This window comes from Paenibacillus sp. E194, from assembly GCF_000935845.1.
Classification (GTDB): Bacteria; Bacillota; Bacilli; order Paenibacillales; family Paenibacillaceae; genus Paenibacillus_B; species Paenibacillus_B alvei_B.
The window spans coordinates 22,360-34,713 of the sequence record NZ_JMDX01000038.1; the positions used below are offsets into that span (position 1 = coordinate 22,360).

The window sequence follows — 12,354 nt, forward strand, 5'->3', positions numbered from 1 at the left end:
ACTCCTCCTTGATGTTCGAGCATTTATTTGTTCACTTTCTCAAGTTCTTTCCTTGGTTGTTGGACAGACTCCTCTATTGGCAGGCTTTTTTGACTTTCATCCTCTGCAATTTCAGAGGCTCTGCCTTGGAGATGCTTAAGTTGGTGCAGTTCAGCTCTCAATGCATCCATCTCAATCTGCATGCTTCGAAGCATATCAATCACTGGGTCAGGCAGTTGGGCATGGTTCAGGCGGTCAATGCGCACTCCATCCTGCTTCACTACACGTCCTGGAATGCCCACGACTGTACAGTTCGGCGGTACTTCCCGGAGCACGACGGAATTGGCTCCAATGCTTGAATTGTCTCCAATAGTGAAGGAGCCAAGCACTTTCGATCCAGAAGCAATAACTACATTGTTACCAATCGTCGGATGCCGCTTCCCCTTCTCTTTCCCCGTACCTCCAAGTGTTACGCCTTGGTAAATGACTACATCATCGCCAATCTCACAGGTTTCGCCAATGACAACTCCCATGCCATGGTCGATAAACAGTCTTTGGCCAATCCGCGCTCCAGGATGTATTTCAATTCCCGTCATGAACCGGCTTATTTGCGAAATAATGCGTGCAGTCGTAAACCAGCGCCAACGATAGAATCGGTGTGCGATGAGATGCGCCCAGATGGCATGCAGGCCTGAATAGGTAAAGATTACTTCGAATCGATTGCGCGCCGCCGGGTCGTTATCGAACACCGCCTGCACATCAGATTTCATTCTTCGAATGACACGCCACATGCTCTGTCCCCCCGGAACTCAGCGAATTGAGTTAGCAATCCTCTCTCTCAAGCGGATAGATAAATTCATCACAATAAAAAACGCCCCTGCAGCATGATGCTGCAGAGACGCGATGCGCGGTTCCACTCTGCTTGGACAACATCATATCTCCGCTATTGCCATCGTATATCTATCCTCCGCTTACACCGGATACAAAACCATGACATAGCCAAATACCTGTTGCCCCTCTTGAACATCCTTAACGCGGATGATTCGCCACCCCCTACCCATGTACCATGTACATGCTCAAGGATGGAGCTTCCGGGTGCATCGCATAAGCTTAAAAATGGAACGACTCACAGCCTGTAAGGAGGGATGGACACCAGATCCATAGTATACCTTATCTCGATCGTTCTCTCTGTTCATTTTTATCCCGCTTATACTCTCCCGTTCAACGCTATTATTAGTATGCTCAATCACACTGTACGAAGCATGACTTTCCTTCAGAACGAAATAATGAAAAGGATTCTATCGTTAAGTATATTCGAAGCACCTACTGCATGACAATAACAATCGATGAAAGTTATCCGCATGTGCATTCGAATCAAATCCTATTCAAAAACATCAAAACTGATTTATCCATTCAAGCGAGCTAGTACCTTCTCTTTACCAAGTAGAACAATCGTCTCATTCAAATCACGGCCGTGCATTTGTCCAGATACTGCAACACGAACCGGCATGAACAGACCTTTGCCTTTGGCGCCTGTTTCCTTCTGCACTTCCTTTAAGGATACCTTGATCGTATCTGCATCCCAAGTCGTTGCAGCTTCCAGCTTCGCACGAAGTGCTGCCAATACGGTAGGAACCTGCTCTTCAGTGAGTACTGCCTTTGCTTCTTCGTCGATGACAAGTTCTTCACGGAAGAACATCTCTGACAATTCCACAATGTCAGATGCACAGTTCATTTGCTCCTGATACAGCTTCACAAGTGCAGCCGCCCAAGCTTGCTGCTCTTCATTCAGCTGCTCTGGCAAGCGTCCTGCACGCTGGAGGTGAGGAATCGACAATGCCGCAATGCGTTCAGGGTCCGCTTTCTTCATATACGTATTATTAATATGCGTCAACTTATTCGTATCAAATACAGCAGGGCTCTTGGACAAGCGCGTCTCGTCAAAGATCGAGATGAGCTCCTCCATTGAGAAGATCTCTTCTTCCCCTTTTGGTGACCAGCCAAGTAATGCAATGAAGTTAACCATTGCCTCTGGCAAGTAGCCGAGCTGCTCATATTGTTCAATAAATTGAATGATCGACTCATCCCGTTTGCTGAGCTTCTTGTGATTCTCATTTACGATGAGCGTCATATGTCCAAATACAGGTGCTTCCCAGCCAAACGCTTCAAAGATCATCAATTGGCGGAGCGTGTTCGTTACATGATCTTCTCCGCGCAGAATGTGAGACATCCGCATCAAATGGTCATCGATGACAACCGCGAAGTTGTAAGTAGGTATACCGTCCTTCTTCACGATAACCCAGTCGCCTGTTGTATCGGATTCAAACGTAATTTCACCTTTAACCATATCGTTAAAGGTATACGAGCGTCCTTGCGGCACGCGGAAGCGGATGCTAGGCTTGCGTCCTTCAGCCTCCAGGCGTGCATGGTCATCAGCGGACAAGCTGCAGCACTTGCCGGAATACTTCGGCGTCTCTCCGCGTTCAACTTGTGCTTCCCGCTCCGCTGCAAGCTCTTCTTCCGTACAATAGCAGCGATAGGCAAGACCGCGCTCTAGAAGCTCGTCCACATATTTATTATAGATATCCAAGCGCTCCGTCTGACGGTACGGGCCGAAATTCCCGCCTACATCAATGCTCTCATCCCATTCCATGCCGAGCCACTTCATGTACGTAAATTGGTTTTCTTCTCCGCCTTCCACATTGCGCTTCACGTCCGTATCCTCGATGCGAACGATGAACTTGCCCCCATGGTGACGTGCGAACAAATAGTTAAACAATGCCGTACGCGTATTACCAATATGTAAGTGTCCTGTAGGGCTTGGTGCGTAACGAACTCGAATATCGTTATTCATGATTGCTTCACTCCCGTACTTTGTCTTTCCATTTATCATTTCATCATACCATATTGTGAAATAAGCAGACAACAGCCTGTGCGGCAATTCCCTCTCCGCGACCAGCAAATCCTAATTGTTCCGTTGTCGTAGCCTTCACATTCACCTGCGAATCCTCTGCGCCGAGCGCGCGAGCGATATTCGCTACCATCGCTGGAATATGCGGCAGCATCTTTGGTTTCTGTGCAATAATCGTGCAATCGATGTTGCCAAGTCGATAACCGCGCTCAACAGCTAGCTTCCATACATGCTCTAACAGCTTCATGCTGTCCGCATCCTTGAATGCAGGATCCGTATCTGGAAAATGCTTGCCGATATCCCCTAATCCTAGTGCGCCCAGAATTGCATCACTTACCGTATGCAGAAGCACATCAGCATCTGAATGCCCAAGCAATCCCTTCTCGTAAGGAATATGAACGCCGCCAATAATGCACGGCCGTCCCTCTACTAACTGGTGCACATCGAATCCCTGTCCCACTCTAATCATACGTAAGCCTCCCTCTCCTTCTGCCTCAACATTCAATTTCACTAAGCTTCATGACGAGACAGCCACCATGCAGCCCAATCCAGATCATCCGGCGTCGTTAGCTTAATGTTCGTGTAGCTCCCCTCCACTACGTGAACAGAAATCCCCATCCGTTCAACAAGCATCGCATCATCCGTTCCCACGAATTGCTCCTGCTCCGCGAGCTCATGAGCTGCCATTACATCAGCAAGCCGGAAAGCCTGTGGTGTCTGAATCGCCCATAAGCTGCTGCGATCGGGTGTTGCCGTAATAATACCGGACTTGTCCACCTGCTTAATGGTATCCTTGACCGGAACGGCCAATACGGCCGCTCTGTGCTGCCGGGCCGCATCGTAACATGCGATTACTCTGCCCGGCTCTACAAAGGGCCGTACACCATCATGGATGCATACATATTCGAGTCCACGCGCTTTCAGAGCCTGCAAGCCAGCGTATACTGAATGCTGGCGTTCCTTGCCTCCTGTCACGATGTCTTGAACCTTATGCAATCCGTATTGTTTCACCCATGCTTCGCAGCGTGCATAATCCTGTTCCGTGGTTACCCATGCGATCGACTCGCACTCCTCCATGGACTGAAACCGCTCTACGGTATGGATGATTACTGGCTTATCCTGTAACTGCAAATACTGCTTACTCTCTTCCGTGCCCATGCGCGTGCCTCTGCCAGCTGCGACAATGACCACGCCAAACCCTCTGTCCATCCTTGCTAACCCCCATGATGGTAGTATCCCCATCATACCTGTTTATTGGGCTTTTTCCAACAGTTTTGGCTTAGCAAATATCATTCGTCCTGCTGACGTCTGAAGTACACTGGTCACCAGAACCTCCATCGTCATACCGATATAATCTCTGCCACCCTCAACGACGATCATCGTACCATCATCCAAGTAGGCTACCCCTTGACCATGTTCCTTACCATCCTTGATGACTTGAACAACAATCTCTTCTCCTGGGAGAACCACTGGCTTCACAGCGTTGGCTAGATCATTAATATTGAGCACTGATACTCCCTGCAGCTCACATACCTTGTTCAAGTTGAAATCATTCGTGACGACCTTACCCTTCAGCAGCTTCGCGAGCTTAACCAGCTTGCTGTCTACCTCAGAGATTTCATCAAAGTCCCCTTCATAAATGAGTACTTTGACTTCCAGTTCTTTTTGAATTTTATTCAGGATGTCCAACCCTCTTCGTCCACGGTTCCGCTTGAGCAAGTCCGACGAATCCGCGATATGCTGCAACTCCTCTAAGACGAATTCAGGAATGACGATTGTCCCTTCAATGAATCCGGTCTTGCATATATCTGCGATGCGACCATCAATGATGACGCTTGTATCCAAGATCTTATGTTCTTCCATTCCTCTGCTCTTCTCTTCACCTCGTTCAGGCATACGGAAGGCGGAGACCCACTTTACAATCTCATCCTGCTTCATAAGTGCTGCTTGCAACCCTGCTGCTGACAGCAGGACAATCATACAAACCGATACCATACGCCCTACTGTCCCAAACGGCTCAAATAGCGGTACAAGCAACCCACCAAAGGACAGTCCCATCAATGCGCCAGAAGCTCCAATCACCAGCATCCCTGCTGACATATTCACCATGCGTTCTTCCAAGTTGCCCCATAACCGTGCCAATGGCGTAAAAAGTGCACGACCCATCACAATAAAGCAAAATGCCCCGCCAAGTGCCCATAACAGTCCGTTAGAAGTTATTCCAGGGTTGGATAATGACGAAAACTCCATTGTTTGCATATTCCAATACCGATGGAACTCTGTCCCACTCCATGCTCCGATCAATGCTGCAACCGCATAAAATAATCGTCTGAACACGAAGTCCACCTCCTTATCTAATTTGAATATCTTTACAATTATGACCCAACCCTCTCGCTCCTAATCGTCCATTCTTACATTTTTAAATTCTAGGCGAAGTTGAAATGTGGGAAATCCTAGTCGTATAATAGGGAAGTAGTACGGAATGAGGAGAGCTGAAATAACGTGAGTCTCTTGAGCAGTAAGGCTCGGGCCGAACCACGATTCCATGAATAGAGGTGGATGAGAAATGAGTACTTCCAGTTTGCAATCTTTGCAGGATCAAGTCGGCGATTTATTGTTAAGACACCGGAGCTTGCTGGACATTCTTTCGAAATACGGACAGTCTGACGCCTCGGTAAACCGAGCGGTAACGAAAGCCATAACGGAATGTGGATGCTTAGAGCTGCATGCGAAGCGGCAGCCCTATCATGACGACATGGACATGGATCAAGCGAAGCAATCTCTTGAGTCACATGTTCAAGGTCACTTATGCGAGAACTGCAAGGATGTTGTGAAGAGCGAGCTTGGCAAGCACCTGTTCTATATGTCTGCCATGTGCAATCTGCTTGATATTGAACTTGACGATGTCGTCAAACAGGAATCGAGCAAGTGCCAAACTCTTGGGATATTCAACCTGTCCTAATAAAATGAAAACGAACTGAAATGGATACAAGATAATTGGAACGGAAATCATATACAACACAAAAAGCACCTGCCGCCCAATTATGGACTGCAAGTGCTTTTCTTTTGGGTTTATTTGCTTAAGAATGCTTCGACTGGTACCACTCTTCCTCATCAAGCTGTTTCTTGCGGCGGCGATTCAACATTCTAACGTTTTTTTTAAACCAAGCAGCGCATACAGTACCAACGGCACAAAAATCAGCTTCGGTGTCTGTTCTGGCTGCCATACCGCGATCGCTACTGCCCCTGCAATAACAAAAGGCGTAATCCAGATGGCCTTCTTCGGAATACCTACTTTCTTGAAGTTCGGATATTTCACAGTACTAACCATTAAGTAAGATAATAAAATCATCGCAATCATAAGATAAGCCACTGGAATGCTCTCATGGAACAAGGCAAGCGTACATGCCACACCGCCAGCCGCTGGAATTGGCAAGCCGATGAAATACCCCGGAATACCATCCTTAACGTTGAAGCGCGCAAGTCGCAGTGCACCGCAAATCGGGAAGATTGCAGTAACGATGCAAGCCAGCACCGGGTTACTATCTGTAAAAGCGACGGCATACATAATGAAGGCTGGCGCTACACCAAATGAAATCACATCGGATAGGGAGTCAAGCTCCTTGCCGAATTCACTTTGTGCGTTCAATGCTCTTGCAACACGCCCATCCAATCCGTCGAGCAACATGGCAATAATAATCATAAGAGCTGCTAAGTTGTAGTCATCGTGAAACGCAAGCATGATGGAAATGATTCCGAGAAACAAGTTACCGATCGTAAACAAGCTCGGAATGGACTTTGTAATCATAGGTTCACCTCTAATTTTACTATGCCCAACGTACGACCTTTCATTGTAGGAAAATCAAATTTGCCTGTCAATGAAGACCTGCTCCTGAATCCGCTTAAGCCCTTCCTTAATCGCACGAGCGCGAACTTCGCCAATGCCGTCTACTTCATCCAATTCCTCAATCGTTGCCATCATGACATGAGGGAGGTACTGGAAGGTTTCGACTAAGTTCTGAATAATGACATTAGGAAGTCTTGGTATCTTGCTAAGAACGCGGTATCCGCGCGGCGAAACGGATTCTTCCTGAATCGTGCTCGTCGTCGGGTAACCGAGCAGTCTTATTAAATGATGGGTATCAAGCAGTTCATCTGCCGTGCATTTCTTAAGTTGGGCTATGATCTCACGTACCTTCTCATCGCTTCCGTCCCGGGCATAATCCTTCAACAGCAGCCAAGCGTCTTCTTCGGTGTTGCTTACGAGCTCTTCGAGCTGCATGCTGATAAGACGTCCCTCTGTTCCCAGTTCGTTGATGTAACGCTTGATCTCCATCTTAATACGTAACACCATCTCAATACGTTGCACAACGTTTACGACATCGTATAAGGTAACCAATTCTTCGAACTCGGATGCAGTCAAATTTGTCATGCCTTGTACAAGCACAACCTTATATTTTTCCAACGTCTGAATCGCTTGGTTCGCCTTCGTGAGAATAACGCCAATCTCCTTAAGTGCGTAACGCAGACTGCCTTGGTACAGTGTAATGACATTCCGGCGCTGGGAGATGGAGACTACCAGCTTACCCGTCTGCTTCGCTACCCGCTCCGCTGTCCGATGCCGGATGCCTGTCTCAGTAGATGGAATGGAGGAATCCGGAATGAGCTGTGTGTTCGCATATAATATCCGCTTAATGTCTTCACTCAAGATAATGGCGCCGTCCATCTTGGCCAGTTCGTACAAGTAGCTTGGAGAGAAGTCACAGTTAATGGAGAATCCCCCGTCTACAACTTCCATTACTTCTGGACTGTATCCAACGACAATAAGTGCCCCTGTCTTCGCGCGCAGCACATTCTCAAGCCCGTCGCGGAAAGGCGTTCCTGGTGCGACCATCCGCAGCAGGTCGTTCATAATATCCAGTTGGCTTTCCTTCATTCTATATCTATGCCCCCTAACCTAACGCCACAGCTAATGCTTCAGCAACCGTATTTACTCCAATAATCTCAATATTGGCAGGCGGCTTCCAGCCGCGCAAGCTCTTCTCTGGTAATATAATGCGCTTGAATCCAAGCTTCTCTGCTTCCTTCACTCGCTGTTCTGCACGAGATACCCCACGCACTTCACCGGTTAGCCCAACTTCGCCAAAGACAACATCGAATGGTTGTGTCGGCATATCTCGGAAGCTCGAAGCAATTGCAACCGCCATAGCCAAGTCAACAGCTGGCTCATCAAGCTTAATTCCACCCGCTACATTCACGTATGCATCCTGATTCTGCAGGAACATTCCCATTCGTTTCTCCAGCACCGCAATAATGAGCGCTAGACGATGATGATCAATCCCTGTCGCCATCCTCCGTGGAGACGGGAAGTTCGTCGCCGATACGAGCGCCTGCATCTCAACAAGGACGGGACGGGTTCCTTCAAGGCTGGCTACAACCGTGGATCCTGCAACACCTAGCGGTCTCTCCTGCAGGAACATCTCGGATGGGTTCTTCACCTCGACAAGTCCGCCCTCCGTCATCTCAAAGATTCCTATCTCATTGGTCGAACCGAACCGGTTCTTTACAGCCCGCAAAATGCGATAGGAATGATGCCGCTCCCCTTCGAAATAAAGGACACAATCAACCATATGCTCCAGCAACCGTGGGCCGGCAATCGCACCTTCCTTCGTCACATGTCCAACAAGGACAGTCGCGATCCCCTTCCCTTTAGCAATGCGCATGAATGTGCTTGTGCATTCGCGTACTTGTGCAACACTCCCGGGAGCTGATTCCACCGATGGTTGAAAGACGGTCTGAATGGAGTCGATAACGAGGAAGTCAGGCTGCGCCGCCTCAAGCGCCTCCTCGATATATTGCAGATTCGTCTCACTGAGGACGAATAAGTTCTCCGACAAGACACCCAGCCGATCTGCCCGCAGCTTCGTCTGGCGCATCGATTCCTCACCAGATACGTACAGCACCTTGAGGCCGCTGGCAGCCAGTGCATTGGAGGTTTGCAGTAGAAGTGTTGACTTCCCGATACCCGGGTCGCCCCCCACTAGAATAAGTGATCCAGGAACGACACCGCCGCCCAGTACGCGGTTCAACTCACTAAGTGTCGTAGTGAGTCTAGGTTCACGTCCACTTTCTATGTGTATGATAGATTGCGGCTTTTCTTTCGTTTGAATCAAGGAAGAATGCACACCTGCTGTCTTAATGACTGTTTCCCGCTCTTCCACCATCGTATTCCATTCACCGCAGCCAGGGCATTTTCCCATCCATTTCGGTGTTTCATATCCACATTCCGTACAGAAAAATTTCGTTTTCACTTTGGCCATGAAGCCGACACTCCTAATCAATATGCTGCAAGTCGTCGGTCGCCATGTCCGCAAACAGGTACCTCGTTACTCATTACTCATTAGTTTACCATTTTTAAGAAGGAGGATAAAGTGCTTTAGCATATCGTAAGCAGAAAGAGGCATATGTGAAGCAATAAAAAACGAAGAAAAAAGAACCGCACCTTCCCCCGGCAGGGAGAAAGTACGATTCTTTCCTAAATACTACAGTTTATTATACATGTGCTGTATTAATCTCGTTGTTGCGCAGGACGAGCAGCTCGCCATCTTTCTCGTCGATGACGACGGCATCACCCTTGCTGACAGTACCCTTCAACAATTCCTCTGACAGGCGATCCTCGATATGCTTCTGAATCGCTCTACGCAATGGACGAGCGCCATACGCTGGATCAAAGCCTTCCTTCGCGAGGAAATTCTTCGCATTGTCTGTCAATTGGAAATCAACATCCTGTTCCTTCAGGCGCTTGCGAAGCTCACCAGCCATTAAGGATACGATTTCAGCGATGTGCTTCTGCTCCAAGGAGTGGAATACGATAATTTCATCAATCCGGTTCAAGAATTCTGGGCGGAAGCTCTTCTTCAATTCACCCATCACTTTATCCTTCATGTTGTTGTAGTCTTTGCCTGCATCATCTACTGCAGTGAAGCCAAGCGTAGAATTACGCTTAATTGCTTCGGCACCTACATTGGATGTCAGGATGATCAGCGTGTTTCGGAAGTCAACTACACGTCCCTTAGAATCGGTGAGACGGCCGTCTTCCAACACTTGAAGCAAAATGTTGAATACTTCTGGGTGTGCCTTCTCGATTTCGTCCAACAAGACGACTGAGTATGGCTTACGGCGAACCTTCTCCGTCAATTGGCCGCCCTCTTCATAGCCGACATATCCTGGAGGCGCTCCGACGAGACGAGCTGTCGAATGCTTCTCCATGTATTCAGACATATCAATTCGGATTACCGCGTTCTCATCACCGAACAAAGATTCGGCCAAGGCACGAGCAAGCTCAGTCTTACCTACCCCAGTTGGACCAAGGAAGATGAAGGAGCCCATCGGACGCTTCGGATCCTTCAACCCTGCACGCGCACGACGGATTGCACGGCTTACTGCTTTTACTGCTTCATCTTGGCCGATAACACGCTCATGAAGAATCTCTTCCATCTTGAGCAAGCGCTCTGTCTCTTCTTCCTTCAGCTTCAATACCGGAATTCCGGTCCAGCTCGCTACGACTTGAGCAATATCCTCTGGCGTAACTTCAGAATCCACGCGTCCCTGCTTCTCTTTCCACTGGTTGCGAACGGTCTCCAGTTCTTCGCGCATCTTCTGCTCCGTATCACGCAACGCAGCGGCTTTCTCGAATTCTTGGCTTTGCACAGATGCGTCCTTCTCTTTGCGGATGTCTTCCAAACGTGCTTCAAGCTCTTTCAAATTTGGTGGTACTGTATACGAATGAAGGCGAACTTTTGAGCTCGCTTCATCAATCAAGTCAATTGCCTTATCCGGCAGGAAGCGGTCTGGAATATAACGATCCGAGAGCTTCACCGCTTGTTCAATTGCCTCATCGGTAATTTTCACACGGTGATGAGCTTCATAACGATCACGTAGCCCAGTCAAGATCTGGATTGCTTCCTCTGGAGTAGGCTGGTCAACCGTAATCGGCTGGAAGCGGCGTTCGAGCGCTGCATCCTTCTCGATATATTTGCGGTACTCATCAAGTGTTGTTGCCCCAATGCACTGCAGCTCTCCACGAGCCAATGCAGGCTTCAAAATGTTCGATGCATCAATGGCGCCTTCAGCACCGCCGGCACCGATGAGCGTATGCAATTCATCGATGAACAGGATGACATTGCCTGCTTGGCGGATTTCATCCATGATCTTCTTCAGGCGATCCTCGAACTCACCACGGTATTTCGTTCCGGCAACAACCGAACCCATATCAAGCGTCATAACACGCTTATCGCGAAGCGTCTCTGGAATTTCATTGTTAATAATCTTCTGTGCCAGACCTTCAGCTACGGCCGTCTTACCAACCCCAGGCTCACCGATAAGTACCGGGTTGTTCTTCGTACGGCGGCTCAGTACTTGTATGACGCGCTCAATTTCCTTCGAACGGCCGATAACTGGATCCAAATTACCTTCCTTCGCTACTGCTGTCAGATCACGAGCTAAGCTGTCCAGTGTCGGTGTGCTTACATTTTGCGATTGTCCATGATGGCTGGATACCGCTTCGCTGCTTCCAAGCAGCTGCAGCACTTGTTGGCGTGCCTTGTTCAAGCTAATGCCAAGGTTGTTCAACACCCGTGCTGCTACGCCTTCTCCTTCACGGATCAAGCCAAGCAGAATGTGCTCTGTACCCACATAAGTGTGGCCAAGCTTGCGCGCCTCATCCATGGACAGCTCAATTACTTTCTTCGCACGCGGGGTATATGCAATATTGAGTGGCTGTTCTTGACCGCGCCCGATCAAGGTTTCGACTTCGTCCTGAATCTTCTCCAATCCAAGGCCAAGCGCTACAAGTGCCTTAGCTGCGATGCCTTCCCCTTCGCGAATAAGTCCAAGCAGAATATGCTCCGTTCCGATATTGTTATGCCCGAGTCGTACTGCTTCTTCTTGTGCCAAAGCCAATACTTTCTGCGCACGTTCTGTGAATCTACCGAACATCATAAGTGTTGCACCTCCATATTACGTTATGATTTAGATTTGGATAACGTCTCGCGAATCATCTTCGCGCGATATGAATCCCGATCTTCTGCAGATAATGTCGTGTTGTATTTATATTGTAAGAAGCCTGGCTGTGTCATGACCAATAATTCATTCAGTTGTGACGATTGAATATGCTGCAAGATGCCAAGGTCAGAACCAAGCCTAATATCAGACAACCGCTGTGCGGCTTCTTTTGAATCCATAATGACGGCATGCTTCAAAATTCCATATGAGCGGCAAATGCGATCCGTAAGCCGCATGCTATTGCTTGTCAGCAGCTGTTCACGAGCTGCCTTCTCATGCTCGATTAATTGCTTCACAACACTGTACAAATTATCAATAATCTCAGATTCGGATTGACCTAATGTAATCTGATTTGATATTTGGAACAGGTTGCCGATCGCTTCGTCTTCCTTCTCCTATAT

The 12,354-nt window shown here is 48.4% G+C and carries 10 protein-coding genes and 1 pseudogene; 1 reads left to right on the plus strand and 10 read right to left on the minus strand.

Going from position 1 to position 12,354, the window contains the following annotated elements; translation table 11 throughout:
- Positions 1-23 precede the first annotated feature (23 nt).
- The 5 genes from cysE to AZ66_RS07785 all read right to left on the minus strand — a co-directional run bounded on the left by cysE (position 24) and on the right by AZ66_RS07785 (position 5,227).
- Complete coding sequence (cysE, locus tag AZ66_RS07765; RefSeq protein WP_044354311.1) at positions 24-770, minus strand: serine O-acetyltransferase; 747 nt, start codon at positions 768-770, stop codon at positions 24-26.
- Positions 771-1,384: 614 nt separating this feature from the next.
- Complete coding sequence (gene gltX, locus AZ66_RS07770; protein ID WP_044354312.1) at positions 1,385-2,833, minus strand: glutamate--tRNA ligase; 1,449 nt, start codon at positions 2,831-2,833, stop codon at positions 1,385-1,387.
- A gap of 43 nt (positions 2,834-2,876) precedes the next feature.
- Positions 2,877-3,359 (minus strand): 2-C-methyl-D-erythritol 2,4-cyclodiphosphate synthase, encoded by a 483-nt coding sequence (gene ispF, locus AZ66_RS07775; protein ID WP_021259824.1) that lies wholly within the window; start codon positions 3,357-3,359, stop codon positions 2,877-2,879.
- A 41-nt stretch (positions 3,360-3,400) separates the two neighbouring features.
- A complete protein-coding gene (gene ispD / locus AZ66_RS07780) occupies positions 3,401-4,099 on the minus strand; it encodes a 2-C-methyl-D-erythritol 4-phosphate cytidylyltransferase (RefSeq protein ID WP_021259823.1) in 699 nt (232 codons plus the stop codon).
- 42 nt (positions 4,100-4,141) lie between these two features.
- Positions 4,142-5,227 (minus strand): PIN/TRAM domain-containing protein, encoded by a 1,086-nt coding sequence (locus tag AZ66_RS07785; protein WP_021259822.1) that lies wholly within the window; start codon positions 5,225-5,227, stop codon positions 4,142-4,144.
- 229 nt (positions 5,228-5,456) lie between these two features.
- Here AZ66_RS07785 and AZ66_RS07790 point away from each other — a divergent pair, with 229 nt between their 5' ends.
- Entirely contained in the window at positions 5,457-5,852 is a 396-nt protein-coding gene (locus AZ66_RS07790; protein ID WP_021259821.1) for a hypothetical protein, read from the plus strand.
- Positions 5,853-6,029: 177 nt separating this feature from the next.
- On the opposite strand, the gene pssA is transcribed toward AZ66_RS07790, so the two are convergent.
- From pssA to AZ66_RS07815, 5 genes and pseudogenes are all read right to left on the minus strand, one after another.
- Positions 6,030-6,698, minus strand: coding sequence for a CDP-diacylglycerol--serine O-phosphatidyltransferase (gene pssA / locus AZ66_RS07795; RefSeq protein WP_044354313.1), 669 nt, complete (start codon positions 6,696-6,698; stop codon positions 6,030-6,032).
- A 54-nt stretch (positions 6,699-6,752) separates the two neighbouring features.
- A complete protein-coding gene (disA, locus tag AZ66_RS07800; RefSeq protein ID WP_021259819.1) occupies positions 6,753-7,826 on the minus strand; it encodes a DNA integrity scanning diadenylate cyclase DisA in 1,074 nt (357 codons plus the stop codon).
- Between the two features lie 16 nt (positions 7,827-7,842).
- Entirely contained in the window at positions 7,843-9,210 is a 1,368-nt protein-coding gene (radA, locus tag AZ66_RS07805; protein WP_021252487.1) for a DNA repair protein RadA, read from the minus strand.
- A gap of 232 nt (positions 9,211-9,442) precedes the next feature.
- Positions 9,443-11,890 carry an ATP-dependent protease ATP-binding subunit ClpC gene (gene clpC / locus AZ66_RS07810; protein WP_021259818.1) on the minus strand — a complete coding sequence of 816 codons (2,448 nt, stop codon included), beginning with the start codon at positions 11,888-11,890 and terminating at the stop codon, positions 9,443-9,445.
- Between the two features lie 23 nt (positions 11,891-11,913).
- Positions 11,914-12,336, minus strand: a pseudogene (locus AZ66_RS07815) (ATP--guanido phosphotransferase); the annotation flags it as partial.
- Between the last annotated feature and the right edge of the window lie 18 nt (positions 12,337-12,354).

Coding starts and splice junctions, on each gene's coding strand:
- clpC (WP_021259818.1), bottom strand. CDS start 11,890: ATGATGTTCGGTAGATTCACAGAACGTGCGCAGAAAGTATTGGCTTTG.
- cysE (WP_044354311.1), bottom strand. CDS start 770: ATGTGGCGTGTCATTCGAAGAATGAAATCTGATGTGCAGGCGGTGTTC.
- radA (WP_021252487.1), bottom strand. CDS start 9,210: ATGGCCAAAGTGAAAACGAAATTTTTCTGTACGGAATGTGGATATGAA.
- AZ66_RS07790 (WP_021259821.1), top strand. CDS start 5,457: ATGAGTACTTCCAGTTTGCAATCTTTGCAGGATCAAGTCGGCGATTTA.
- pssA (WP_044354313.1), bottom strand. CDS start 6,698: ATGATTACAAAGTCCATTCCGAGCTTGTTTACGATCGGTAACTTGTTT.
- gltX (WP_044354312.1), bottom strand. CDS start 2,833: ATGAATAACGATATTCGAGTTCGTTACGCACCAAGCCCTACAGGACAC.
- disA (WP_021259819.1), bottom strand. CDS start 7,826: ATGAAGGAAAGCCAACTGGATATTATGAACGACCTGCTGCGGATGGTC.
- ispF (WP_021259824.1), bottom strand. CDS start 3,359: ATGATTAGAGTGGGACAGGGATTCGATGTGCACCAGTTAGTAGAGGGA.
- ispD (WP_021259823.1), bottom strand. CDS start 4,099: ATGGACAGAGGGTTTGGCGTGGTCATTGTCGCAGCTGGCAGAGGCACG.